The organism is Kosakonia sp. (assembly GCF_032104925.1).
In the GTDB taxonomy this organism is placed as follows: Bacteria; Pseudomonadota; Gammaproteobacteria; order Enterobacterales; family Enterobacteriaceae; genus Kosakonia.
Genome location: NZ_DAMCGF010000005.1, coordinates 335,197 through 361,086, shown reverse-complemented (window position 1 = coordinate 361,086; position 25,890 = coordinate 335,197). Strand labels below are relative to the sequence as shown.

General features: G+C 53.3%; 26 protein-coding genes and 1 tRNA gene. 11 read left to right on the top strand and 16 right to left on the bottom strand.

The genetic code is table 11. The annotated features are described in order from the left end of the window. Nucleotides 1–695: 695 nt before the first annotated feature. Nucleotides 696–1,376 (top strand): LuxR C-terminal-related transcriptional regulator, encoded by a 681-nt coding sequence (locus tag RT644_RS13285; protein WP_313626983.1) that lies wholly within the window; start codon nt 696–698, stop codon nt 1,374–1,376. A gap of 108 nt (nt 1,377–1,484) precedes the next feature. Then, on the top strand, nt 1,485–2,588 hold the full coding sequence (locus tag RT644_RS13280; protein ID WP_045507457.1) for an alkene reductase: 1,104 nt from the start codon (nt 1,485–1,487) through the stop codon (nt 2,586–2,588). Between the two features lie 48 nt (nt 2,589–2,636). Here RT644_RS13280 and RT644_RS13275 read toward each other — a convergent pair whose 3' ends face one another. Together RT644_RS13275 and RT644_RS13270 are read right to left on the bottom strand one after the other, a co-directional pair. Beyond that, nucleotides 2,637–2,918, bottom strand: coding sequence for a hypothetical protein (locus tag RT644_RS13275; protein ID WP_020455770.1), 282 nt, complete (start codon nt 2,916–2,918; stop codon nt 2,637–2,639). Nucleotides 2,919–3,158: 240 nt separating this feature from the next. Further along, on the bottom strand, nt 3,159–3,467 hold the full coding sequence (locus RT644_RS13270; protein WP_313626980.1) for a SymE family type I addiction module toxin: 309 nt from the start codon (nt 3,465–3,467) through the stop codon (nt 3,159–3,161). A gap of 133 nt (nt 3,468–3,600) precedes the next feature. Here RT644_RS13270 and RT644_RS13265 point away from each other — a divergent pair, with 133 nt between their 5' ends. Together RT644_RS13265 and RT644_RS13260 are read left to right on the top strand one after the other, a co-directional pair. Continuing rightward, the gene (locus RT644_RS13265; protein ID WP_313626979.1) at nt 3,601–3,792 is read left to right on the top strand and encodes a toxin-antitoxin system HicB family antitoxin; all 192 of its coding nucleotides are present in this window, start codon (nt 3,601–3,603) and stop codon (nt 3,790–3,792) included. 295 nt (nt 3,793–4,087) lie between these two features. Continuing rightward, nucleotides 4,088–4,663, top strand: a complete 576-nt coding sequence (locus RT644_RS13260) for a hypothetical protein (protein WP_313626977.1) — start codon at nt 4,088–4,090, stop codon at nt 4,661–4,663. A gap of 15 nt (nt 4,664–4,678) precedes the next feature. Here RT644_RS13260 and RT644_RS13255 read toward each other — a convergent pair. From RT644_RS13255 to gmk, 8 genes are all read right to left on the bottom strand, one after another. Next, nucleotides 4,679–4,773: transfer RNA gene (locus tag RT644_RS13255), tRNA-Sec, on the bottom strand. Between the two features lie 566 nt (nt 4,774–5,339). Next, nucleotides 5,340–7,076 carry an AsmA family protein gene (locus RT644_RS13250; RefSeq protein ID WP_313626976.1) on the bottom strand — a complete coding sequence of 579 codons (1,737 nt, stop codon included), beginning with the start codon at nt 7,074–7,076 and terminating at the stop codon, nt 5,340–5,342. A 121-nt stretch (nt 7,077–7,197) separates the two neighbouring features. Then, nucleotides 7,198–8,583, bottom strand: coding sequence for a nucleobase:cation symporter-2 family protein (locus tag RT644_RS13245; protein WP_020455765.1), 1,386 nt, complete (start codon nt 8,581–8,583; stop codon nt 7,198–7,200). Nucleotides 8,584–8,707: 124 nt separating this feature from the next. Beyond that, nucleotides 8,708–10,789 (bottom strand): ATP-dependent DNA helicase RecG, encoded by a 2,082-nt coding sequence (gene recG / locus RT644_RS13240; RefSeq protein ID WP_313626974.1) that lies wholly within the window; start codon nt 10,787–10,789, stop codon nt 8,708–8,710. Between the two features lie 3 nt (nt 10,790–10,792). Continuing rightward, a complete protein-coding gene (trmH, locus tag RT644_RS13235; protein WP_020455763.1) occupies nt 10,793–11,482 on the bottom strand; it encodes a tRNA (guanosine(18)-2'-O)-methyltransferase TrmH in 690 nt (229 codons plus the stop codon). 4 nt (nt 11,483–11,486) lie between these two features. Continuing rightward, nucleotides 11,487–13,604, bottom strand: a complete 2,118-nt coding sequence (gene spoT / locus RT644_RS13230) for a bifunctional GTP diphosphokinase/guanosine-3',5'-bis pyrophosphate 3'-pyrophosphohydrolase (protein WP_313626972.1) — start codon at nt 13,602–13,604, stop codon at nt 11,487–11,489. A gap of 18 nt (nt 13,605–13,622) precedes the next feature. Next, complete coding sequence (gene rpoZ, locus RT644_RS13225) at nt 13,623–13,898, bottom strand: DNA-directed RNA polymerase subunit omega (protein ID WP_007369481.1); 276 nt, start codon at nt 13,896–13,898, stop codon at nt 13,623–13,625. 54 nt (nt 13,899–13,952) lie between these two features. Beyond that, the gene (gene gmk / locus RT644_RS13220; RefSeq protein ID WP_020455761.1) at nt 13,953–14,576 is read right to left on the bottom strand and encodes a guanylate kinase; all 624 of its coding nucleotides are present in this window, start codon (nt 14,574–14,576) and stop codon (nt 13,953–13,955) included. Nucleotides 14,577–14,833: 257 nt separating this feature from the next. On the opposite strand from gmk, the gene ligB reads away from it, so the two are divergent. Next, nucleotides 14,834–16,513: an NAD-dependent DNA ligase LigB gene (gene ligB, locus RT644_RS13215; RefSeq protein ID WP_313626970.1), complete on the top strand. Its 1,680-nt coding sequence runs from the start codon at nt 14,834–14,836 to the stop codon at nt 16,511–16,513. Here the strand turns inward: ligB and RT644_RS13210 are convergent. Both RT644_RS13210 and RT644_RS13205 read right to left on the bottom strand, forming a co-directional pair. Further along, nucleotides 16,507–17,124, bottom strand: a complete 618-nt coding sequence (locus RT644_RS13210) for a trimeric intracellular cation channel family protein (protein WP_045507478.1) — start codon at nt 17,122–17,124, stop codon at nt 16,507–16,509. The two genes, ligB and RT644_RS13210, sit on opposite strands and share 7 nt — an antisense overlap. A 264-nt stretch (nt 17,125–17,388) precedes the next feature. Next, nucleotides 17,389–18,252, bottom strand: coding sequence for a YicC/YloC family endoribonuclease (locus RT644_RS13205; RefSeq protein WP_020455758.1), 864 nt, complete (start codon nt 18,250–18,252; stop codon nt 17,389–17,391). Between the two features lie 122 nt (nt 18,253–18,374). Here RT644_RS13205 and rph point away from each other — a divergent pair, with 122 nt between their 5' ends. Both rph and pyrE read left to right on the top strand, forming a co-directional pair. Next, a complete protein-coding gene (gene rph, locus RT644_RS13200) occupies nt 18,375–19,091 on the top strand; it encodes a ribonuclease PH (protein ID WP_017458165.1) in 717 nt (238 codons plus the stop codon). A gap of 183 nt (nt 19,092–19,274) precedes the next feature. Beyond that, nucleotides 19,275–19,916 (top strand): orotate phosphoribosyltransferase, encoded by a 642-nt coding sequence (gene pyrE / locus RT644_RS13195; protein ID WP_097406395.1) that lies wholly within the window; start codon nt 19,275–19,277, stop codon nt 19,914–19,916. A 33-nt stretch (nt 19,917–19,949) separates the two neighbouring features. On the opposite strand, the gene RT644_RS13190 is transcribed toward pyrE, so the two are convergent. From RT644_RS13190 to coaBC, 4 genes are all read right to left on the bottom strand, one after another. Further along, nucleotides 19,950–20,966, bottom strand: coding sequence for an SMP-30/gluconolactonase/LRE family protein (locus tag RT644_RS13190; protein WP_313626968.1), 1,017 nt, complete (start codon nt 20,964–20,966; stop codon nt 19,950–19,952). A 179-nt stretch (nt 20,967–21,145) separates the two neighbouring features. Then, on the bottom strand, nt 21,146–21,742 hold the full coding sequence (slmA, locus tag RT644_RS13185) for a nucleoid occlusion factor SlmA (RefSeq protein ID WP_017458168.1): 597 nt from the start codon (nt 21,740–21,742) through the stop codon (nt 21,146–21,148). Between the two features lie 124 nt (nt 21,743–21,866). Continuing rightward, a complete protein-coding gene (gene dut / locus RT644_RS13180) occupies nt 21,867–22,325 on the bottom strand; it encodes a dUTP diphosphatase (protein ID WP_045507484.1) in 459 nt (152 codons plus the stop codon). Further along, nucleotides 22,303–23,514 (bottom strand): bifunctional phosphopantothenoylcysteine decarboxylase/phosphopantothenate--cysteine ligase CoaBC, encoded by a 1,212-nt coding sequence (gene coaBC, locus RT644_RS13175; protein ID WP_025263794.1) that lies wholly within the window; start codon nt 23,512–23,514, stop codon nt 22,303–22,305. Before coaBC ends, dut begins: the two co-directional genes overlap by 23 nt. A 173-nt stretch (nt 23,515–23,687) precedes the next feature. Here coaBC and radC point away from each other — a divergent pair, with 173 nt between their 5' ends. The 4 genes from radC (at nt 23,688) to mutM (ending at nt 25,882) form a co-directional block, all read left to right on the top strand. Then, nucleotides 23,688–24,356 carry a RadC family protein gene (radC, locus tag RT644_RS13170; protein WP_020455753.1) on the top strand — a complete coding sequence of 223 codons (669 nt, stop codon included), beginning with the start codon at nt 23,688–23,690 and terminating at the stop codon, nt 24,354–24,356. Between the two features lie 216 nt (nt 24,357–24,572). Then, the gene (gene rpmB, locus RT644_RS13165) at nt 24,573–24,809 is read left to right on the top strand and encodes a 50S ribosomal protein L28 (RefSeq protein WP_002436699.1); all 237 of its coding nucleotides are present in this window, start codon (nt 24,573–24,575) and stop codon (nt 24,807–24,809) included. A 20-nt stretch (nt 24,810–24,829) separates the two neighbouring features. Further along, nucleotides 24,830–24,997, top strand: a complete 168-nt coding sequence (rpmG, locus tag RT644_RS13160; RefSeq protein ID WP_003024094.1) for a 50S ribosomal protein L33 — start codon at nt 24,830–24,832, stop codon at nt 24,995–24,997. Between the two features lie 75 nt (nt 24,998–25,072). Continuing rightward, complete coding sequence (mutM, locus tag RT644_RS13155) at nt 25,073–25,882, top strand: bifunctional DNA-formamidopyrimidine glycosylase/DNA-(apurinic or apyrimidinic site) lyase (RefSeq protein WP_045507493.1); 810 nt, start codon at nt 25,073–25,075, stop codon at nt 25,880–25,882. The last annotated feature ends 8 nt before the right edge of the window (nt 25,883–25,890 follow it).

Here is a 25,890-nt window from a genome sequence, read left to right as displayed (position 1 = left end):
AGCCACGCTGCGTCGATATACCGTCTAAAATGATTACCAGACAAAACGGAAATTCAGACACTTTTTAAAGTACTGCTAAATGTGCCTTTTTTAGCAGACTGATATTTATCGATTGTGAGAATATATTATATTTTATAAAAATACCGATACGTTTAAATATTAATTTAATGGTATAGACTTTACTGCTATTGCGCATTTTTATGAAAATTCCTAAACTGTTACAAACAGCCTTGCGTTATCCATCCTGAGTAGCTAATTTTTTATTATTCTCTGCCATAGAAATATTTCACAAGTAGTCATTTGATTTACTTGGTTTTTTTTATATTTCATGGGGGCTGTTTTTACGTAAATTTTTTAAAGCGCAAAAAATAATACTTTTAGGTGATTGTTTAGAAAGATTTTATTCTTCCTGAACGTAACCTTTTATTCTTGTCATCATGCTTGATTCATGGATTTTATTGCTTTATTTATGGACTAACTGGCTATAACTCAGACTTGGGCGTTTGCTCTCTGTGGGTAAAGACCCATGGCGGTAGCGTGTGCTTTAATTAATGTCTGTAGTTAATTATTAGTGCAAATATTATTGAATATAAAAGGGGGCTTTTTAGAACGTATCTTTAGATATATGAACCACGGGAATATAAGTGAGCGTACAATCGCTGTCGCTGACAAGTTACATGGTCTGGAGGTTGGTTATGTATATCATCTCTCAGGATAGCTATTTTGTCATGGGCATGGATAAGCTATTAAAAGCCATTAATCCTCATGCAACGCATACGTTAGTTGCATTTGATCGGGGAGATGGCAAGATATTATTTTTTAGTATGAACTCTCTGCTATATATTTTAGGTGATGAACAAGGATTTAACTCTTTTATCTGTACGCGTTTTATTGCGATTAATAAAAATTCTTCAGTATCATTGCTTCGTCACGAGATCAGAAAAATACTTAATTTCCTCAAGGGTCATGAGGATATTTATTCTTTTCGCGAAATTCATATTAGTGCGACAGAATATAAAATTATGGTACGTTTTCTGAATTATCAGTCCAGCGATACGATTGCAAAAGCGCTGGGCCTTGATAAGAAAATTGTCAGCAATTACAAAAATGCCATTCTGCGTAAATTGGGTCTAAACAGCATGGCGGATCTCATTCATATCTATAACAACTGGAACGATTGTTTCTGCTGTATGGATGGAAAGATTATGCCGGATGCAACTTTTTTACCCCGGATGGATACCAATGAATTAAAGATGATTAGGCGCGGGAATAAACCGACTCCTGATCCTGTTGCTCTGCATCTCTGTGCTGATAATTCATGGCGAATGCCAGCGATGAGAACAGACATGTGTTCTTTATTGATTAATGAGCAATAGTGAATTGCTTTTATTGCCGTATATTGAAAATTTCTTTGCGCTTATCCTGCTTCGCATCGGGTTGTTAACCGCAACCACACTGACCGAATCAAGAAAGGATAAGCCACCATGCTATTCGATAAATACGCCCTGAATGCGCTCGCATTGACTAACCGTATCGTTATGCCACCGATGACCCGCTCCCGCGCCGGAACGGGTGATGTGGCAACCGATATGATGGCGGATTACTACGCGCAGCGCGCCAGTGCCGGGCTGATTATCAGCGAAGGCACACAAATCAGCCAGCAGGGTCAGGGCTACGCCTGGACCCCCGGTATTTACAGCGATGCGCAGATCGCTGGCTGGAAAAAAGTGACCGATGCCGTGCATCAGGCGGGCGGCAAAATCTTTGCTCAGTTATGGCATGTGGGGCGCGTTTCTCACACTGTTTTGCAGCCCGGTAACGCGGCGCCGGTTTCTTCGTCGGCGATTCAGGCCGAAGGCGTAAAAGTGTTTGTCGATGTGGAAGGGCGCGGGCCGGAAAACGGCGTGGGTGATATGGTGCAGCACTCCATGCCGCGTGCGCTGTCAGTGGATGAAATTCCCGCTATCGTCAACGATTACGCCCAGGCCGCGCGTAATGCGATTGCCGCCGGTTTTGATGGCATCGAATTACATGGCGCGAACGGCTATCTGATTAACCAGTTTATTGATTCGCAGTCTAACCTGCGCGACGACGAATATGGCGGTTCGCTGCAAAACCGCCTGCGCTTTATGAAAGAGGTGGTAGAAGCCGTTTCGGCGGCGATTGGTAAAGAGCGTGTCGGTATTCGCCTGGCGCCGCTTACCACGCTGATGGGGTCTCGTGACGATACGCCGGAAGCCACTTATCTCGCGGCGGCGAGCGTACTGAATGCGATTGGCATTGCATACATTCACATCGCCGAAGCGGACTGGGACGACGCGCCGGTTATGCCGGCTGCGTTTAAAGAAGCGCTGCGCATTATTTTCCACGGCACGCTGATTTACTCTGGCAAATACACGCCGGAACGCGCCGAAGAGGCACTGGCGAAAGGTTGGGCAGACTTAATTGGTTTTGGCCGACCGTTTATCGCCAACCCGGATTTGCCGTACCGCCTGCAACATAACCTGCCGCTGAACGAACCGATCAGGGAGAAATTCTTTGGCGGCGGCGCAGAAGGCTACCTGGATTATTCGCTGCTGAAAGCGTAATAACGAACGGGGGCAAATGCCCCCGTTTTTACGTGCTGCAAACCGCCGTCAGAAATCATAGGCATTAATAACTTTCATTAATGCCGCGTCATTCTTGTATTTTTCCCGCAGCGTTTTAAGCTGCACCACGGCTTTGCCGCAGGTGGCTTGCAGGCTGGCATCCAGCTCTTTCTGACGCTGCTCGTCGAGGTCTGAATCCTGCTCGCCAGCGAAATGCTCACACTCTTCAGCAAGGTTGCGAAAATCCTGAACGTCTTTCGGCAACGGGGTGGCAGCAAAGCTGGTGTTGAAAATAAAGGCGGTGGAGAGAATAAAAAGGAAACGCTTCATCGGTTGTTGTCTGTGGAATTTCGAGGCGCTTATCTTACTCCTTAATAATGGCGTTGCAGAGAGGGGGACGAACGACTTTTTGCGCGTTGTTTTGCGGGCAATATTTAACCGATGCTGCTGCTTTTTACCGCGTTCTTCCCACCGTAAGACAACTTACTGGTTGGTCTTTTTATTTCCTTCCGCCCCGGCAAATACAGCCCGTGGGCAGGCTGTATCTGGCATGCTGCAAATCGACAGGATTTAGTCTGGCCGTGATTGCAGATACGCCTTTTTCATGACGTCCTTCACTTCCCTGAGCTGCTTGCGCGTTTTATCCAGCGCCGTCGCCAGCCACTCCTCTTTATCACTGTGTTTCACCAGCACGATGCAGCCCTGCATCACTTTCACCAGAATATGTTGCCCGGTATTAAACCCGACATCGCGCAGCCACTTGCCGGAAAGCGTGATGCTCGGCGTGCTCGCGTCACCCTGATTCGGGCGATATCGCACAATTACGTTGTGCTCGGTTCCGGCGATGGTGAAGTCTGAGGTAGAATGCGGATCAGCCATTATCAACTCCTTGATAGTTGGGGATGGTTAGACGCTCCGGTTGTGTTGCTGCACTTTCGGAGCGTTGTTTAGATAGGAAGGATTCCTTTTAGATGGCCTCCTATAAGGTGAAAATAGTTAAATAGGTGGCCCCATGTCAGCCATATCTCGCGAGAAAAAACCGAAAGGTGGCGGCCAGTCACCGCAGTTTAAAATGCGCATCGATCCGGCCTTGAAAGAACAGCTTGATGCCGTGGCGGCAGAAGAAGGGGTAAGCCTCGCCAGTTGGTTAAAGGAACTGGCGAGGGAGGCTTTACGGGCTAAGGGGATAGAGCCGAAGGGATAATACCTTCGATATCCTCATATCATTATTTTTGCTTCCATTCTATCATTGAGGGCAGTTCATACTACTTTTTGAGCAGGTCTCTCTTCATATTAAGAGAGAAATTATTATTTCCTGGTCGGCAAGGTAGTAGAAAATCAATTGCTTTAATTGCGTTAGATGTTTTGATATCTAATTTAGAAAATATAGTGTTTTTAATGGCTATTTTTATTGCTACGTGTCGACTGAAATTATGTGTGATATAGTGATTCGGTTTTTTCAATATAATCACTACATTAATGTATATTGAGGATGTGTCATGGATAGTAAAGAATTTATTGAAGCGCTAAAGACAAAAAAAGCGTTAATTGTTCACTTTTCAAATCTCGCCACCATGTCAAGAAATCCTCAATTTCCTGATGACCTTAAAACAGTGATCGATTCGCCCAGTTCAAACCCATTATCTTGTTGCATTGTCTGGCCTGGTCATACGATGAGTCTACCCGGTAGCGTTGGTGTAATAATTGATCCTGCTTCATCTAATATATATGGAATGTGTGCAACAGATGCTGGAACTTCAATTAATAATGGGGAAATAAATTCATTTACAAAACCCCCTTCGCAGGAAGTTTTAGAAGAAATATATGCTTTTTCAGATCCGTATAACGAATGTGTCGTTATGAACCCTAAGGTCATAGGTATTTATATTGATAATATTAATCATATAACTGTCAGGAAGGAACAGATATTGCGATGTGATGATTATATTGAAACTAATATCGGTCCGGTGGGGGGATGCTTATCAGACATTTTCGATTCTTTTGAAGATCTCAGTATTTTTACTTTCATAGATGGCGAAATCGTTTCGCTCAACAGGCAAACGCCGTATTTATAATTCATCTCTAACTTTTGGCGGAAGATCACAGGAGTCGAACCTGCCCGGGACCGCTGGCGGCCCCAACTGGATTTGAAGTCCAGCCACCTCACCGGAGATGACGATCTTCCGCGCCTGCATTGCTACATGGAGGCGGGGCGCATTATAGCTACTTTCAGGCATTTACCACATACCTCCGTCATAAATTTTCTCATTGTGCTTCCTCCGCAAACGATTGTTTAAGATAAATCCTCATCTTTTCCAAGGCTTAGCAATTTCCCCCTTCTCGGATAATCGCGATCGCAGAAAAGAATAAGGCTCATCGGCTCGCTCAATTTCGCCAAATCTGGCTTAAATTCCGTCGTTTAACGGCATCTGAAAATGCTTTCTGTCTGCTTTTCCGCCGGAAAGGAAACAAAAGTGGACAGTCAGATTTTTATCGTAAAAAAAGGTGGACTGCGGGATAAGCGATGCTAACGACCATATCGTTTTACGGGAGAAGCGCGAGGCAAATACCATTCCTGCAGGCCGAAGCCAATCGGCATTACCTGAACAATACCGCGCCAATCGCGGATGGGCAGGAAGCCCGGAGGGCTCAGCAGAGAAACGTTGCGGTGAGCAAACCGCAACGCGCTAAGTGATGAGTGTGTGCTTTGCATAGCCCCTCTCCCGTGCGGCAGAGGGAAATATGGGGTATTTAAGGAGCGGGCTGAGGAGCGGGGGTCGGTGTGGATTCCGCCGGAGGCGCAACAACGCCGCCGGATACCACACCGCCATGCATGCTCTGTTTGATTTGCTGTTTTTGCACGTTAATGGCAGAAAGTTCGGCGTTCACCGACGGTTTAAGCGGCGCATCGGCGCGCACACTGCCGCTGGCGGTGAGCTGGAGATTACCGTCGCCGCTGATGGGCAGCGCCGGCCAGCCCCACTCCTGCAGTACATTCACCGGCACGCCGCGACCATTCAGGTTGAGGTTCACGCTACGATCCGGCGTTTGCGCAACCACCGCTTTGGCTTCCAGCAACCCTTGTCCGGTAAAGGCGCTTAGCTCGCTGATGGTGACGACATTGCTGTTGGCGTTCAGCGCCAGCGACGGGCGGCGCACGTCAACGCGATTAAATGTTGCGGCAGCGGCGTTCAGCTTCGCCGTTCCGCCCCATACGCCCCATTTGCGCTCGCGCACCAGTTGCAGGTTATCGCCGTAACCGTCCAGCGCCGTTATCTGCCACGGGAAAGCCGGATCGATATCAATCACCAGATTGCGGCTGGCGCTGAATTTTTCCAGCGTCACGGTGTTCAGCCACGCGGGCAAATCATCCATCCATAGCTGCTTCCAGTTTTCCGGTAGCGTATATTCCAGCCCGGCAAAGGCGGTGTCGTCCAGCACCAGCGCGTGACCTGCGCGATACCAGTTGCCGGACGTGCGCACCATGCCGTTTTCCCAGCGCGAGGTGAACTGTTGCAGCGCAATGCCCTGCGGTGAGAAGTTGGCATTGAGGATCGGGTCGAACAGATGCAGCGAGCCGTAAATAAACTCGCTGGCGTTCATCGACAGCCTGCCGTCCTCGCTTTTCCAGTCGCCATTCATCAGCGTCAGGTTGCGCAAACTCAAGTCGAGATCGGTGACCGCCCAGCCAGGCCCTTGCAAACGAGCATCGGTCACTTCAACGCGGCCAATTTGCAGCGACGGCAATGTCGTCAAGGGAGTAAAGAAATCGAGCAACGACTTGTCGCTTTGCAGGCGGATATCATTCAGCCGCAAATTATTCACCACCCAGCTGCCATCGGCGGCGCGCTGCGCATCCCCGGTCAGAGAGCCACGCGCTATATCCGCACCAATGGTGGTCAGCGTGACGACATCTTTATCGATACTGCCCTGAATGAGCACATTACTGGCGGGAACGCCGTTTAACGTCAGCGAACCGGCGCTCATCTGAATTTGCGCTTTGCTGCCCAGTACACTTCCCGCGACGGGGTGCCACGGCGCAACACCGCCGGTGACGCGCTGGGCGCTGAGATCCCAGCCGGTGGTCGGGCTGTTAAATGCCATATTGTTTAATTGCAGACGGTCGGCCTGGAACGGCAGCGGTGCGGCCGCCGGGGAGAGGTTCAGCGTGCCGTCCTGCAACAAAATGGTATCGACATGCAGAGGGTCGGTAATTTGTCGGCTGCTCAGCCCGATATCCACCGTTTTGGCGACCAGCGTAGCCGGTTTGCCTTTACGGCCAAAATTCACGCCTTTCAGCAACACATGGGAAGGGGAGGAGAAGCGGTGATCCATTGCTTCGAAAGTGAGGTGATAGTCACTGTTGTCGTTTACCCACTTGCTGACCTGCGTTGCGCCCCAGCGGGTTTGCAGCAGGAAATAGCAGGCGATGACCGCCACAAGCAGGGCGATAACAACGACAAGGAGCAGCTTTCCAAGAAATTTCATGATCTTCCATCCCCAGTTGCCAGTCTGGCAGTTATGCACGATTTATGCGCAATGCTCAAGGGCGGAATGATGAAAGGGCGTTACGGCGGCAACGGTTTTCGCCCCGTTGCCGCCGGGTTTATCAGTTTTTCTCTGGTGGAAAAATCAGATTCAGTACAATCGCGGTGATCCCGCCTGCGGCGATACCGGAAGAGAGCAGGTTTTTCAGCCAGTCCGGGGCAAATTGCAGGATTTGCGGCTGCTGAGAAACGCCGAGGCCAACGGCCAGCGACAGCGCGATAATCAGGATCGCGCGGCGGTTCAACGGCTCGCGGGAAACAATGCGTACACCGGATGCGGCAATCGTACCGAACATCACCAGCGTTGCACCGCCCAGTACCGGCTCAGGCAGTTGCTGTACAAAAGCGCTGACCGCCGGGAACAGGCCGAGCACCATCAGCATCACCGCAATGAAGAAACCGATATAGCGGCTGGCAACACCGGTCAGCTGAATAACGCCATTGTTCTGGCCGAAGCAGGAGTTCGGGAAGGTATTGAAAACAGCGGAAACAAACGAGTTGAGACCGTTTGCCAGTACGCCGCCTTTCAGGCGCTTCATATACAGCGGGCCAGCGACGGGCTGCTCGGAAACGTCAGAAGTGGCGGTGATATCACCGATGGTTTCAAGCGAGGTGATCATAAATACCAGCATTAGCGGCAGCAGCAGGGTCCAGTCGATGCTCAGACCGTAGTAAAGCGGCGTCGGCACCATAAAGGACGTTGCCGGTGCGCTATATGCCGGCAGCATACCCATAAACATCGCCAGCACATAGCCAACGGCCATGGCGATCACCAGCGACGCGATACGTAAATAGGGGTTGCGCTGACGGTTAAGCAGAATAATCAGTCCCAGCACCACGCCTGCCAGCAGCAGGTTTTTCGGCGCGCCAAAGGTGTGATTGCTCATCGCGGCAAAACCGCCGCCTACGGATGTCAGACCCACCTGAATCAGTGACAGGCCGATAATCATCACCACCACGCCGGAAACCAGCGGGGTAATAATGCGACGCGCAAACGGCAGAATGCGGGAGACGACCATTTCGGTGCAGCTGGCCAGCATCAGGGTGCCGAACAGCGCAGCCATCATCGTGGGCACATCCGCACCGCCGGTTTTCAGCGCGGTACCACCCATGATCAGTGGCGCAACAAAGTTAAAGCTGGTGCCCTGAATCGAGAGCAATCCGGAGCCAACAGGTCCCCAGGCTTTGATCTGGATAATAGAGGCGACGCCAGAGGCGAACAGCGACATGCTGATAATGTGCTGAGTGTCCTGAGCCGGTAAACCCAACGCCTGGCAGATAAGCAGCGCGGGCGTGATAACGCCAACAAACATCGCCAGCAGGTGCTGGAGCGCGGCAAACAGGGTCTGCGGCAGCGGCGGGCGATCTTCAAGGCGGTAGATCAGTTCGCTGGGTTGAGTCTGCGCAACCGGTTGCGCACTTTCTGACTCGATGGTGTTTACGGACATCTCAAGCAATCCCCTGATGGAAAAGCGCTGATTTTATCGGACTGTTTGGTAAAAGCAAACGGTTGCTATGCTAAAAACATACTTTTCTAAGGGGTGTTCGTTTTGCGGGATAAGGTTCTAAAACTCAGGCGTTGGAGTAGCGTTCTGTTTCCGGCATCCAGCGGTCGATCAGCGCTTCGGCAAGCTGCGGATAACGCTCATGAATATGGCGGGCTACGCGCTGTACTTCCGGGATCATCGCCTGATCGCGCAGCAGGTCGGCAACTTTAAATTCCGCGTTGCCGGTCTGGCGGGTACCAAGCAGTTCGCCGGGGCCGCGAATTTCCAGATCTTTTTGCGCAATCACAAAGCCATCATTACTGTCGCGGAGCACTTGCAGGCGTTTTTGCGCGGTTTTTGATAATGGGGATTTGTAGAGCAGTACGCAATGGGAGGCCACCGCACCGCGCCCAACGCGGCCACGTAGCTGGTGGAGTTGCGCAAGTCCGAGCCGCTCCGGGTTTTCGATAATCATCAGGCTGGAATTTGGCACATCCACGCCCACTTCAATCACCGTAGTAGCGACCAGCAAATGCAGCTCGCCCTGTGTGAATGCCTGCATTACCGCCTGTTTTTCTGCCGGTTTCATGCGGCCATGCACCAGGCCAACATTCAGCTCCGGCAACGCCAGTTTCAGCTCTTCCCAGGTCGCCTCCGCCGCCTGTGCTTCCAGCAGGTCGGACTCTTCGATCAATGTACAAACCCAGTAAGCCTGGCGGCCTTCGCCGGTACAGGCGCTGCGTACGCGATCGATAATCTCGTTGCGGCGCGTATCGGGGATAGCGACGGTAGTGACCGGCGTACGGCCCGGCGGCAGTTCGTCGATCACCGAGGTGTCGAGATCGGCGTAGGCGGTCATCGCCAGCGTGCGTGGGATCGGTGTTGCCGTCATGATCAACTGGTGCGGGTGAAAACCCTGCTGCTGGCCTTTTTCCCACAGCGCCAGCCGCTGATGAACGCCAAAGCGGTGTTGTTCGTCGATAATTACCAGCGCAAGACCGTTAAACTGCACTTGTTCCTGGAAAATGGCATGGGTGCCCACCACCATTTGCACCTGACCGCTGGCGATTGCCTCTTGCTGTGCCTGGCGCGCTTTGCCTTTTTGCTTGCCCGCCAGCCAGCCCACTTCCACGCCGAGCGGCGCAAACCAGTTGCGGAAATTGTTAGCGTGCTGCTCTGCCAGCAGTTCGGTGGGTGCCATCATCGCCACTTGTTTGCCATTGGCTATCGCCCGCAGCGCTGCCAGCGCGGCAACCAGCGTTTTACCGGAGCCCACATCGCCCTGCACCAGGCGCATCATCGGCATATCCAGCGCCATATCGCGCTCGATCTCCGCGACCACGCGCGCTTGTGCGTCGGTTGGTTTAAACGGTAGCGACGCCAGCAGGCGGTTTTTCAGTTCATCTTTGGCGCTGAGTGGTTGCGCATGATAACGCTGCGCGCCGGCACGCAACGCCAGCATACTGAGGTTGTGCGCCAGTAATTCTTCAAGGATCAAACGGCGCTGCGCCGGGTGCTGCCCGCTTTCCAGATCGCTTAATTGCAGTGACGGCGGCGGGCGATGCAGCGTATGCAGCGCCTCTGGCAGGCTCATCATGCCTTGCGCCAGCTCCGGCGGCAGCAGTTCGCTGATGGCGCACGTCGCCAGTAGTTCCAGCGCCTGGTCGGTGAGCTTGCGCAGTGTCGCTTGTTTGATACCTTCGGTGGTGGGGTAAACCGGCGTCAGGGTTTCCTGCAATTCCGGGGTGCTGAGATCGCCCTGTACACGGTATTCGGGATGGATCATTTCCGCGCCATACTTCCCGCGTTTCGCTTCGCCATAGGCCAGCACACGGCGACCAGTGGCGAGGCTGTTTTTCATCGCCGCGTTGAAGTTGAAAAAGCGCATGGTGAGAATGCCCGTACCGTCGCTAATCTGGCAGGTCATCATCCGGCGACCGCCGAAGGTGATATTACAGTTCAGCACCTCGCCCTCCACCGTGGCGTAAACGCCCGGCAGCAGGTCTGCAATCGGATAAAGCTGGGTGCGATCTTCGTAGCGCAGCGGGAGGTGAAGCAGAAGATCCTGAACGGTATGCAGGCCGATTTTCGCCAGCTTGCTGCTCTGCGCCGCGCCGACACCGGTCAGCGAACTTAATGGCACCGCATCGAGCAGCTTACCTTTCATCGGTTATCCCGCCGCCTGCATGGTTGCCCACCACGTCGGGTCGGCTTCGATTTGGCCTTCCGTATTTACGTGGGGGTAAGGCAGGCCCTTGCGTTTCGCGACTCTCGCCAGCACCGGGTAGCCCCCCTCAAACAGCAGGCGTTGCTGAACTTCATCCGGCAACATGCTGTTTTCACGCTCATACATACCGGCGTTTTGCCGCTGGCGCTGTGCTTCGTAAAGGATCAAGGCAGACGCCACGGAAACATTCAGCGACTGCACCATGCCGATCATCGGGATGATAATGTCCCGATCCGCCAGATCCAGCGCTTCCTGAGTGATCCCGGTTTTCTCCTGGCCCATCAGAATGCAGGTCGGGCGGGTGTAATCGATCTCGCGGAAATCAACGGCGTTATCAGATAAGTGGGTCGCGAGGATCTGCATGCCGCGCGCTTTCAGCACGCCGACAGCATCGCCAATGGTACGGTGGGTTTTCACTTCAACCCAACTGTTGCTGCCCGCAGCAGAGGAGGCCATGGTGCGCATGCGGTTGCCTGGCCAGACGGCATGAACTTCATGCACGCCGACGGCGTCCGCAGTACGGATAATGGCGGAGACGTTATGAGGTTTGTGAACCTGCTCCATGCAGACCGTCAGGTCCGGCTGACGCCTGGCGAGCATCTCACGGATACGCGCATAACGCTGAGAATTCATAAAGTTAGTTTCGGTTGCGGGTGACTTTAATCACATCCGGCATCACGCGGATTTTGCGCATGATATTCGCCAGATGGACGCGATCGCGCGCCGTCAGACGGATAAACGCGCTGTAGACGCGGCCATCTTTTTCTTCGGTATTCAGGCTTTGAATGTTCGAAGAGGCCGTATTAATCGCTGCCGTCAGATTCGCCAGCGCGCCCTGATGGTTGAACATATCCACCTTGATCTCGGTGATAAATTCCTGCGCGGTCTCTTTATCCCACTCGACAGCCATGAATTTCTCTGGCTCTTTCTGGTAGCCACGAATGTTGCGGCAGGACTCATGGTGAATAACCAGCCCTTTGCCGGGGCTGACGTGCGCGACAATCGGGTCGCCAGGAATGGGGCGGCAACATTTGGCAAAGGTGATCAGCACGCCGTCTGCGCCTTTAATCGGCAGATGACCGCCGTTTGCGCCAGCCGGTGTTGGCGTGCTCTGTACGGCTTCCCCTTGCTGCAGGTTTTTGGCAACAACAACGCTCATGGCGTTGCCAAGACCAATTTCTGCCAGCAAATCGTCGAGCGACGTGAGCTTCATGCGATCCAGTTCGCGCTGCACATGCTCCGGCGGAATTTCGGCCAGTTTACGGCTTCCGCCCAGCGCGTGATTCAGCAGACGGCGGCCGAGGCTCACCGAGTCGTCACGCTTGAGGTTTTTCAACATCTGGCGGATTTTGGCGCGTGCTTTCGAGCTGACGACAAAGTTCAGCCATGCGGCATTCGGGCGCGCGCCCGGTGCGGTGATAATTTCTACCGTCTGGCCGCTGGAAAGCGACTGCGACAGCGGATACGGCTGGCGGTCGACGCGCGCGCCAACGCAGGCATGGCCGATATCCGTGTGTACCGCGTAGGCGAAATCCACCGGTGTGGCGCCAGCGGGCAGCTCGACAATGCGGCCTTCCGGAGTGAAAACATAAATCTCATCGGGGAAGAGATCAGATTTAACGCTCTCGATAAATTCAAACGAACTACCGGCACTCTGCTGCAGCTCCAGCAGGCTTTGCATCCAGCGCTGAGCGCGGATTTGTGCGGTGGTACTGCTTTCGCCATGCTCTTTATACGCCCAGTGCGCGGCAACCCCCATCTCTGCCATCTGATCCATATCTTCGGTACGGATCTGCACCTCGACCGGCACGCCGTGCGGGCCAATCATCGAAGTGTGCAGAGATTGATAGCCGTTCGCCTTGGGGATGGCGATATAGTCTTTCACGCGACCAGGGCGTGGCTTGTATAAACTGTGCATTTGGCCCAGAACGCGATAACAGGTATCCAGATCGTGAACAATTACGCGAAAGGCGTAGATATCCATAATCGAGTGGAAACGCTGCTCTTTCAGCACCATTTTGCAGTAAATAGAGTACAGGTGCTTTTCGCGACCGCTAACGCGGCAGGGAATGCCCGCTTCCTGTAAACGCCCTTCGATTTCCGAGAGGATTTTTTGAATCATCTCTTTGCGGTTGCCGCGCGCGGCTTTGACCACTTCTTTGATCACGCGATAGCGGTTCGGGTATAGCGCTTCAAAGCCCAGCTCTTCAAGCTCGGTTTTGATGTGATGAATACCTAAACGGTGCGCCAGCGGGCTATAGATTTCGAGGGTTTCACGGGCGATGCGACGACGTTTGTCCGGGCGAAGAGAGCCCAGCGTGCGCATATTGTGGGTGCGGTCGGCGAGCTTGATAAGAATGACGCGGATATCCTGCACCATCGCCATAATCATTTTGCGAAAGTTTTCGGCCTGCGCTTCTTTCTTATCCTGAAACTTGAGCTTATCAAGCTTCGACACCCCTTCCACCAGCTCGGCAACGCTTTTGCCAAACAGCTGTTCCATATCCTGGTAGGTGGCTGGGGTATCTTCAATCACGTCGTGCAATAGTGCAGCCATTAGCGTTTCGTGGTCGAGTTTCATCTCGGCCAGAATGCAGGCAACCGCTACCGGGTGCGTGATATAAGGTTCACCGCTTGAACGTGTCTGGCCCTCGTGAGCGTCACGTGCAACGAGATACGCCTGCCTGAGACGTTTGATTTGATCTTCAGGCAGATAGTGTTGAATCAGCTGATTCAGGCTTTCAAACAGATACAAGGGTGACCTGCAGGTTAATTAACGACGACCTTCAGCAATGGCGGTTACGGCCTGCAGTTCTGCGGCTTCCTGCTCTTGCTGTTCCTGGCGCTCACGGACGTCGAGGATCTGGTTGTTGATCAGACCTTCTTCGATTTCGCGCAGCGCGATAACGGTGGTTTTATCGTTTTCTTCCGGGACTAACGGATCTTTACCGCCAACCTGCATCTGACGAGCGCGACGCGCGGCGACCAGCACCAGGTCAAAACGGTTACCAACTTTCTCTACAGCGTCCTGAACAGTTACGCGTGCCATACTTAAAATGCTCCACAGGTGAAGAAATGACTGGGCATGATACTGAAACCAGGCTCAGTCTGCCAATAGTTTGCTGATTAAAGCGTCATGTCGCTGCTTTTGGCGGCTCATGCGCAGACGTTCGGCGCGAATAATGGTTTTCAGATCGCCCAACGCGGTATCGAAATCATCATTCACAATCAGGTAATCATATTCCGCGTAATGGCTCATTTCCGCAACTGCCTGCGCCATACGTTTCGCAATGACCTCTTCGCTATCCTGGCCGCGCCCGCGCAAGCGGCGATCGAGCTCCAGCTTCGACGGCGGCAGAATAAAGATGCTGCGCGCCTGCGGCATTCGGGCGCGAATTTGCTGCGCACCCTGCCAGTCGATATCAAGAAACACATCTACGCCGGTTGCCAGCACTTGCTCAATGGCTGCGCGCGAGGTGCCGTAATAGTTACCGAAGACTTCGGCATGCTCAAGAAACGCATCCTCGCCAATCATGGATTTAAATTCATCATGATTAACAAAGAAATAGTGTTCACCGTGCACTTCACCCGGACGCGGAGCGCGCGTGGTGTGCGAAACAGAAACCTGCGTATCGTATAACGGTTGGGTTTTTAGCAAAGCCTGAATGAGGCTTGATTTACCCGCGCCGCTAGGGGCGGAAACAATATAGAGCGTGCCTTGAGCCATGAGAGTCTTTTGTATGTGAATTGCGAAAGGAAACTTACATACGTGCCTATTATACACATCGCCGCTATGTGACGTAGCCTTTGTCACACTTTTTCCCGCTGAGTTTGACATTTTGCGGCCTGCTTTCCTGTTTTATTTGCAAATTTTCACAGTAACCGTGAATTGCCGGAATCCTCCTCGCAATCTCTCTCTTTCCATGTCGTCAGTACTGCGTAGGCCACGCTATAACAGCGGCGCTATCACAAGGAGAAGGGACAATGTGGAAAAGAACCGGATTCGCGGTGTGTCTGTTGCTATGGAGCCTGTCCAGCCCGGCGGTTTGCCCTGTCTGGTCACCATCAAGAGCGCAAGACGAGGTTAACCGTCTTCAACAACAGCTTGCCCGGTGGAATGAGCACTACTGGAAGCAGGGAGCAAGCGAGGTAAGTGACACGGTTTACGACCAGCTCAGCGCACGGCTGGCGGCGTGGCAACGCTGTTTTGCGCTTGAACCAGCCAATTCAGCACCTGTCTTACCCGGCGGCAGTGTGAAACATCCTGTCGCACACACAGGGGTACAAAAATTGGCGGGTAAGCAAGCGCTGCAGCGCTGGATGTCAGGAAAAACCGATCTTTGGGCGCAACCAAAAGTGGATGGCGTCGCGGTGACGTTAGTCTATCGCAATGGTCAACTGACGCAGGCAATCAGTCGCGGCGATGCTCTGGCTGGTGAGGACTGGACGGCAAAAATACGCGCTATCCCATCGATCCCTGAAAAGGTGAGTGGTGCGCTGGCGAACAGCGTATTGCAGGGTGAACTGTTTTTACGCACGGAAAACCATATTCAGAAACAGGCCGGTGGGCTTAACGCCCGTGCAAAAGTAGCCGGTGCGATGATGCGACGCGATGAGTCCGCCATTCTCAATGATTTGGCGTTTTTCGTCTGGGCATGGCCAGACGGCCCCGCAACATTGGCGCAAAAGCTGGTGGAACTCAGCAAAGCCGGGTTTAGTGACGAAATGCAATACAGCGTGCCAGTGAGCACGGTAGAAGACGTCGAAAACCTGCGCAGCCGTTGGTTTACCTCTGAATTGCCTTTTGTCACCGATGGCGTGGTGGTGCGCTCGGGAACCGAACCGGCGGGAAATACGTGGCTACCGGGGCAGGGTAATTGGGTGGTGGCATGGAAATATGAACCACCCGAGGAAATTGCAACCGTAAAAGATATTCAGTTTGCCATTGGACGCACCGGTAAAATCTCCGTGGTGGCTCTGCTGGAACCGGTGCAACTTGATGACAAACGCGTCCAGCGGGTCAATTTGGGTTCTGTCCGGCGCTGGCAAGAACTGGATGTTGCGCCTGGCGATCAAATCGCTGTCAGCCTTGCAGGACAAGGGATCCCGCGCATCGACAGTGTGGCGTGGCGTTCACTTGTTCGCGATAAACCTGTCCCACCAGCGCCACGTTTTACCGCGTTGACCTGCTTTTATGCCTCTGCAGAATGTCAGGAGCAATTCATTGCCCGCCTGGTGTGGTTGAGTTCGGCAAAAGCGCTGGGGATTGAAGGGGTTGGCGAAAGTGGCTGGCGGGGGTTGAATCAGGCGCATCACTTTGAACATCTCTTTTCATGGCTGGCGCTGACAAAAGAGCAATTACAGTCGACGCCCGGCATTTCGCCGGAACGCGGTTTACAGCTCTGGCATCGCTTTTCGCTGGTACGAGAAAAGCCGTTTATTCGCTGGCTTATTGCACTTGGAACACCGTTACCGCAGCCTGCTCTGAAAGTCACTGGCGACACAACGTGGCAGCAAATGCGCACGCGTAACGAAAAAGAGTGGCAACGTTTTCCGGCAATAGGTGCTGAAAAAGCCCGGCAGATTGTTGCCTTTATGCATGCTCCCGAAATTGAAAAACTTTCGGTTTGGTTGCGTGAACAAGGAGTAAAGGCGTTTCAGTGAGTGCTGTGCTTGTAGTGGAACACGGGCAAGCCGAGCTTCCAGCGGATAGCCAGTAATCGCGTAATGAAGCCAAACAACAACGTTGCAATTACTACCATATCGTGGCTGGGAACCATACGACCAAGGACGATATAGAGCACGGCGGAGGCGAAGGCGATCCCGGCGTACAGCTCTTTCTGGAACACCAGCGGGATACGCTTACAAAACATATCCCGCAACACACCGCCGAACACGCCGGTGACCACAGCGGCAATCACGGCGATAACCGGGCCTTCACCCATGTCGAGAGCAATCTGCGCACCGATAATGGAAAATACCACCAGCCCAAGCGCATCAAGCACCAGAAACAGACGGCGCAGATGCGGCATCACCGGCGCGAAGATCGTCGTTAATACTGCCGCGACGGCAACAATAACGACATATTCCGGGTGCTTTACCCAGCCGAGCGGGTAGTGCCCAAGCAGGATATCGCGTACCGATCCGCCGCCCAGCGCCGTTGCTGTGGCGATAATTATCACGCCAAAGGTATCCATTCTGCGACGGCCTGCCGCCAGTGCGCCGGTCATTGCCTCGGCCGTGATGCCAATCAGATAGAGAATATGTAACAGCATGCCCGCTCCCGTAAATCAGAAGCGGCAGGGTAGCGATTTATATACAGGCAGACGATTGAGATTTTCTAAGGTGCGTTGTTTTGGATAAGTTTGACTAATGCGATATGGATGATTTGAATTGTTTTATGTTATTGATTTTGTTATTTAAATAGAGATTGTAATTGCTGGTAAATGGCAGCGCTTAATAAAATTAAGAATAAGTTAATTACAGGCGGCGTGATAAATAAAAAGGCCCTGCTGGGCCTTTTCAACATGCTGCAGAGATTACTCGATGTTCTGGATCTGCTCGCGCATTTGCTCAATCAGGACTTTGAGCTCGATAGCGGAGTTAGTTACCTCTGCGTTAATCGACTTGGATGCCAGCGTGTTCGACTCACGGTTGAACTCCTGCATCATAAAGTCGAGACGGCGACCCACCGCTTCTTTTTTCTTCAGAATGTTGTAGGTTTCTTTAACATGCGCTTCAAGGCGATCCAGCTCTTCGGCGACATCGATGCGCTGTGCCATCAGCACCAGTTCTTGCTCAAGGCGGTTATTCTCAAGCTGCACCTGCGCCTCTTCCAGCTTGGCGACCAGGCGTTCGCGTTGCCATTGCAGGATTTCCGGCATATGGGCGCGGACTTTGCTGACTTCGGTGCTCACGCCTTCCAGACGCTGTTCGATCAGCCCTTTCAGCGCCTGGCCTTCAGTTTCACGGGCGACGATAAAATCATCCAGCGCGCCGTCAAGTGCGGCGAGGATCTGCGCGGCGATGGCGTCCAGATCCTGCTCTTGTGCAGCCATTACGCCTGGCCAGCGCAGAATATCTACCGGGTTGATTTCCCCTTCGTCGCTCTGCATTTTGACCCAGTTCGCCGCATTCACCAGCTGTTTAGCCAGTTTTTCGTTCAGGATCAGTTCACCCTGCGCACTGGCATCAGGCTCAAAACGGAGATTACACTCCACTTTACCGCGCGTCAGACGGCTACGGAGACGTTCACGGACAACCGGCTCGAGGCTGCGAAATTGCTCCGGCAGGCGGAAGTAAGTTTCCAGATAACGCTGGTTAACCGAGCGCAGTTCCCAGGAGGCAGAGCCCCATTCACCCTTGATTTCACGCCGGGCATAGGCGGTCATACTGCGGATCATAGACGTTCCCGTTTTCAAAGAGAGATGCGGGGATTATAGCTTTCGTGGCCTTATCAGGATAGGAATAACCTTGGTAAGCCAGTATAATGCGCAGCCACATTCGATAAGCCGGAGAAATTATCATGCGTCCAGCAGGCCGTAGTGCCAACCAGGTGCGCCCCGTCACCCTGACCCGTAATTACACAAAACACGCAGAAGGCTCCGTGCTGGTTGAATTTGGTGATACCAAAGTGCTATGCACCGCGTCCATCGAAGAGGGTGTTCCGCGCTTTCTGAAAGGTCAGGGCCAGGGCTGGATCACCGCCGAATATGGCATGTTGCCGCGCTCGACTCACACCCGTAACGCGCGTGAAGCCGCGAAAGGCAAGCAGGGCGGGCGTACCATGGAAATCCAGCGCCTTATCGCTCGCGCGCTGCGTGCGGCGGTTGATTTGAACGCGCTGGGCGAATTCACCATTACGCTTGACTGCGATGTCATTCAGGCCGATGGCGGCACGCGTACCGCATCAATTACCGGCGCGTGCGTTGCGCTGGCGGACGCGCTGAACAAACTGGTTGCCGCCGGTAAGCTGAAAACCAATCCGATGAAAGGTATGGTTGCGGCGGTCTCCGTGGGTATTGTTAATGGCGAAGCCGTTTGTGATCTTGAATATGTGGAAGACTCCGCAGCCGAAACCGACATGAACGTGGTGATGACTGAAGACGGTCGCATGATTGAAGTTCAGGGTACGGCGGAAGGCGAGCCTTTCTCCCATGAAGAGTTACTCACCCTGCTGGCGCTGGCCAGAGGGGGGATCGAATCGATTATCGCGACGCAGAAGGCGGCGCTAGAGAATTAATTTTAAGGGCGACTGATGAGTCGCCCTTTTTTTTGCGCTTTATACTTCATGCGGCTTCTTTGTCGGCTGTCGCGAGTCATGCCTGCGCTATTCACCAGGTATGATTTACGTGGTTTGCGCGAGGTCGCGCGACGTATGTTGCGTAATCTGTAAATAATGAAAAGTGAGATGAGGAGCGGATCCATGAAAGCGTATCAGCGTCAGTTTATTGAATTTGCGCTTAACAAGCAGGTACTGAAGTTCGGCGAGTTCACGCTGAAATCCGGACGCAAAAGCCCCTATTTCTTCAACGCCGGGCTGTTTAATACCGGGCGCGATCTGGCTCTGTTAGGGCGTTTTTACGCCGAAGCGCTGGTGGATTCCGGTATCGATTTTGATCTGCTGTTTGGCCCGGCTTACAAAGGTATTCCTATCGCGACCACCACGGCCGTAGCGCTGGCGGAGCACCACGAGCGTGATGTGCCTTATTGCTTTAACCGTAAAGAAGCCAAAACCCACGGTGAAGGTGGCAATCTGGTGGGCAGCGCGTTGCAGGGGCGTGTCATGCTGGTGGATGACGTGATCACTGCCGGAACGGCGATTCGCGAATCGATGGAGATTATCCAGGCTAACGGCGCCACGCTTGCCGGCGTGCTGATCTCTCTGGATCGCCAGGAGCGTGGTCGCGGTGATATTTCGGCAATTCAGGAAGTAGAACGCGATTATGGCTGCAACGTGATTTCGATTGTCACACTCAAAGACTTGATCGCCTACCTCGAAGAGAAACCGGAGATGGCCGATCATCTGGCCGCTGTGCGCGCCTATCGCGAGCAGTACGGCGTTTAAATGTGTTCCCGGCAGGCGACTGCCGGGTCCGTTTTACACCAGCTTCGCGCCCTGAGTGTTTAAATAAAGTGAATAGACCGAGGTGCTGGAAGCCATAAACAGGCGATTGCGCTGTTCGCCGCCAAAGCACAAGTTAGCGCAGCGCTCCGGCAGGTGGATCATTCCAATCGCTTTACCTTGCGCATTGAACACGCGCACGCCGTCCAGCTCCTCGGTACCCATTCCCCACCCGCACCACAGGTTGCCATGCACATCGATGGCGATGCCATCTGCCGTGCCGTTACCGCAGTCGATATGTACCCGCCGGTTTTTAAGCTGATTACCTTCGATATCCCACGCCAGAATTAAGCGATTGGGCGTCGCGCGGCTTTCCACCACAAACAGCGTTTTTTCATCCGGCGAGAAGCAGATGCCGTTTGGTCCTTTAACATCGCCCAGCACCACTTCCAGCTTGCGGGTTTCAGGCTCCAGTCGATAAACGTTTTGCGGCAACTGCGGGGTAGCTTTATGCCCTTCATAAAAACCGGCAATGCCAAATGGCGGATCGGTAAACCAGATGGAGCCGTCGGATTTCACGGCAATGTCATTCGGTGAATTCAGCGGCTTGCCGTCGTAGCTGTCTGCCAGCACGGTGATGGTGCCGTCGTATTCTGTGCGCGTAATGCGGCGGGTATCGTGCTCACAGCTGATTAGACGCCCTTGTCTGTCGCGAGCGTGGCCGTTGGCGTTATTGGAAGGCTGGCGAAAAACGCTGGTTGTACCGGTGGCTTCATCCCAGCGCATGACCGCGTTGTTGGGAATATCGCTCCACAACAGCATGCGGGTATCGCCAAACCAGACGGGCCCTTCTGCCCAGCGGCATCCGGTCGCGATCTGCTCTACTTTGGCGCTGGAAACCATATAGTCGCGAAAGCTGTCATCCAGTGCGACGATGCTGGGATCGGGGTAGCGGGCTGAGGGTGCCCATGCGGCGATACTCTTCTGGCTTAGAAGCAGTGATGCGGTGGCGATACCGCTGAGTTTAAGCAGTTCCCGACGTGATGTTGCCATCAAGCGTCTCCTTATTTGTAGGGTATTTATGAGGATATTTCGCTTAAGTGGAAAGATACTGCCAGAGGGAGGGTAGGGGATCCGCGACGCCACAACATCTGGCATCTTAACGAATTACGTTGGGCTTTTTCACAGAGTGCGGGGAAATGAGAATGCAGCCGCAAGGGCTGCATGAGGAATTACTGTAATTGTGCGGCCAACAGCGGCCAGCGGGCGTCGAAATCTTCGGTCGGGCTGTATTTAAACTCGCTGCGCACAAAACGTGACAGCATCCCTTCGCAAAACGCCAGCAACTGGCTTGCCAGTAACGTTTCATCGGTCGCGTAGGCTTCGCCTTCGCGCATCTTGCGTTCGCGCAGCACCTGGCGCAGCTGCGCTTCAATGCGTTCGAACAGCTGGCTAATGCGCCCTTGCAGGCGGTCTTGTTCGAACATCAGCGCATGGCCGGTCATAATGCGTGTCAAACCCGGATTACGTTCACCAAAGCCCAGAATCAGTAGCACAATCAGACGCAGACGCGCGGTTGTGTCTTTCTCGTCTTTTAAAATCAGGTTGATACGGGTAATCAGGCTATCTTCGATAAATTCAATCAGGCTGTCGAACATGCGCGTTTTACTGGGGAAGTGGCGGTACAGCGCCGCTTCAGAAACGCCAACGGACGCCGCCAGTTTTGCCGTCGTAATACGCTGGCTTCCATCGCTGGATTCCAGCATCAACGCCAGAGATTGAAGTATTTCCTCGCGACGATTCCTTTTCGCAGTTTGTTTTTCTGCCATGTTCCAAAATACCCCTGAAAATAAGCACTTGTCAGGCGAGCAACCACAGGGCGACCGCAAACGGAGTGCGTTTGCGGTGATGTTATCGCGTTATTTCGCCGTGTGATGCGTTAAATAGGGCTGCTTATTGGCGCCCGGAATGGCCGAAGCCGCCTTCGCCGCGCTCGGTCGCGTCAAAGGATTCCACCAGGTTAAATTCTGCCTGAACGACCGGCACAAAGACCATTTGCGCGATGCGTTCACCCGGCACGATGGTAAAGCTGTCCTGGCCGCGGTTCCAGACGGAAACCATCAATTGCCCCTGGTAATCCGAGTCAATCAGCCCCACCAGGTTGCCCAGCACGACGCCATGTTTATGGCCCAGACCGGAACGCGGCAGAATGACCGCAGCCAGTGTTGGATCGGCAATATGGATTGCCAGACCGGTCGGCAGCAACGTCGTTGCGCCAGGCGCCAGCTCTACGGCGTCATCGAGACAGGCACGCAGGTCAAGTCCGGCAGAACCGGAGGTGGCATATGTCGGCAGCGGGAATTCCTTGCCAACGCGCGGGTCCAGAATCTTAACGTCGATTTTTTTCATCATAACGGGTAACGATCTCGTCCAGTAATAGGTGTCCCAGAAGTTCTTTGCGCTCCAGCGGCAAGCGTTTGTCGCCATCCTGCCAGAAAAGGTGTAATGCATTGTTGTCGCTGTTAAATCCCTGATTCGATTGCGAAACATCGTTGGCGCAAATCAGATCCAAGTTTTTGCGGGCGCGTTTTTGCCGGGCATATTCTTCCACATTATTTGTTTCGGCAGCAAACCCAACAACATAAGGTCGGTGAGCAGAAAGTGCGGCAACGCCAGCGACGATATCCGGGTTTTTCACCATTTTTATCGTGATTTCATCGCCTTGCTTTTTGATTTTTTCTTCAGCGACGCTGGCGGCGCGATAATCCGCAACGGCGGCGCAACCGATAAAAATATTCTGCTGCTGAACGCGGCTCTGGACCGCGGCCTCCATCTCCAGTGCCGTAGTCACATCCACACGTTGTACCAGCGGCGGCGTTGCCAGCGAGACAGGGCCGGAGACCAGCGTGACATTCGCACCACGACTTGCAGCAGCGGCGGCAATGGCGAAGCCCATCTTACCGGAACTGAGATTAGTGATGTAACGCACCGGATCTAGCGGTTCACGCGTCGGACCGGCGGTAATCATGATGTTCAGATGTTGCAGATCTTTGACCGGCGAGAAATGCGCGGCGGCCATATCCACAATGGTCAGCGGATCGAGCATTCTTCCTGGACCAACATCGCCACAGGCCTGGCTGCCGCTGTCCGGGCCCCACAGCAACAGCCCGCGCGAGGCCAGCACCTGCAAATTATGCTGGGTGGCGGCGGCGCGGTACATCTGCTGATTCATCGCGGGAACAACGGCGACAGGCGACGGTGTGGCAAGGCAAATCGTGGAGACCAGGTCGTTTGCCATACCGGCAGCAACGCGGGCGATCAAATCCGCGGTGGCGGGGGCGAGAATCACTAAATCAGCCCATTTGCCCAGCTCAATATGGCCCATTGCCGCTTCAGCGGCGGGATCAAGCAGGCTGTCAGACACCGGATAACCGGAAACGGCCTGCAGGCTCATCGGCGTAATAAAGGCTTTTGCCGCCTCTGTCATTGCGACACGGACTTCTGCTCCGCGATCGCGCAAACGGCGCACCAGTTCGGGCGCTTTATAGGCCGCAATACCGCCGCTCACGCCGAGGACAATCTTTTTACCCGCCAGACTGATCATGATTCTTTCCTGTTGGATTTCACCAGAAGCTGGGCATTTTATCACAATCCTGGTGTTGTCGTGCTGTTGCCCATAAACCACTTTGCGAGGCACTACGCAGAGATATAACTCCCTGGTCGAAGCGAGATGGCAGCTATGGCAGCATTGGCGGGAGCGAAGGAGAAATGAATATGGATATTGTTTTTACGCCTCAAAAACCGCGTGAAAAAATGATGAAGTTCGGTATTGAGTCACTGACTGACGTGGAACTGCTGGCGCTTTTTTTGCGCACCGGAACACAGGGAAAAAGCGTGCTCACCGTCGCGCGTGAAATGCTCAAGCAGTTTGGTTCGTTGTATACACTGCTCTCCGCCGATCTTGATGATTTTAAAGAGGTGCATGGCATTGGCCTTGCCAAATACGCTCAACTGCGGGGTATCGGCGAACTGGCGCGGCGCTATTATAATGCGCGCCTGCTGGAAGAGAGCTCACTGCTGAGCCCGGAAATGACGCGCGAGTTTTTACAAAGCCAGCTTGCGGGCGAAGAGCGCGAGATCTTTATGGTGATCCTAATGGATAACCAGAACCGGATACTTAAACATTGTCGGCTTTTTACCGGCACGATTAACCAGGTTGAGGTGCATCCGCGAGAAATTTTGCGTGAAGCGTTAAAAGTCAATGCGGCCGCCGTGATCCTCGCGCATAATCACCCCTCTGGTAACGCTGAGCCGAGCAAAGCGGACAGGCAGATCACTGAGCGGGTAATAAAATGCTGCCAGTTCATGGACATCCGGGTGCTCGATCATCTGGTTATTGGTCGCGGTGAGTACGTTTCTTTTGCCGAACGTGGCTGGATTTAGACCACTTTGCGCGATCCATCGGGATCTTTGTCTGTTCGGGACTTGAGCACACCGCCGACTCAGCGTATACTACGCCACCTTTGAGAATCTCGGGTTTGGCATTTGGGCCTGGCAATCGAGAGTTCACATAGAACTGCGATGACCGGGCTGTAAAGCCTGACGAGGCGCCGATACCCCATACGAAGCTCGAGCTAATTTGATTTTTGGAGAATAGACATGTCCCGAGTCTGCCAAGTTACTGGCAAGCGTCCGGTGACCGGTAACAACCGTTCCCACGCACTGAACGCGACTAAACGCCGTTTCCTGCCGAACCTGCACTCTCACCGTTTCTGGGTTGAGAGCGAAAAGCGTTTTGTCACCCTGCGTGTATCTGCTAAAGGTATGCGTGTAATCGATAAGAAAGGCATCGATACAGTTCTGTCTGAACTGCGTGCCCGTGGCGAAAAGTACTAAGTACTTAAAGGATATAAATCATGGCTAAAGGTATTCGTGAGAAAATCAAGCTGGTTTCTTCCGCTGGTACTGGTCACTTCTACACCACCACGAAGAACAAACGTACTAAGCCGGAAAAACTGGAACTGAAAAAATTCGATCCAGTTGTCCGTCAGCACGTGCTGTACAAAGAAGCTAAAATCAAATAATTTTAGTTTTCTTGCACAAAAACCCCGCTCTGTCGGGGTTTTTGCATTTCTGACCACCCATAAACCGGAGACGAGATGCCTGAATTACCCGAAGTCGAAACCAGCCGCAGAGGTATTGAACCGCACCTTGTTGGCGAAACCATTCTTCATGCGGTGGTGCGCAACGGGCGATTGCGCTGGCCGGTTTCCGAAGAGATCCACAGCCTGAGCGACAAACCGGTACTGAGTGTTCAGCGCCGCGCCAAATATTTGCTGCTCGAATTGCCCGACGGCTGGATCATTATTCACCTTGGCATGTCCGGTAGCCTGCGTATTCTTCCCCATGAGTTACCTGCTGAAAAACACGACCACGTTGATTTGGTGATGAGCAACGGTAAAGTGCTGCGCTACACCGATCCACGTCGTTTTGGCGCGTGGCTGTGGACGAAAGAGCTGGAAGGCCACAATGTGCTCGCGCATCTCGGCCCGGAACCGCTCAGCGACGCTTTCAACGCTGAATATTTCCAGCAGAAATGCGCGAAGAAGAAAACCGCCATTAAACCCTGGCTCATGGATAACAAGCTGGTGGTCGGCGTGGGAAATATCTACGCCAGCGAATCGCTGTTTGCCGCCGGGATCCATCCCGATCGGCTGGCTTCGTCACTCTCGGCGCAGGAGTGCGAAATTCTGGTGCGGGTGATCAAAGCAGTGCTGCTGCGCTCTATCGAACAGGGCGGAACCACGCTAAAAGACTTTTTACAAAGCGACGGTAAACCGGGCTATTTCGCCCAGGAGTTACAGGTATATGGTCGGGAAGGGGAACCTTGTCGCGTCTGCGGCACGCCGATTGTTGCCGCAAAGCATGCACAGCGCTCAACGTTTTACTGCCGACGCTGCCAGAAATAAGAACCAGA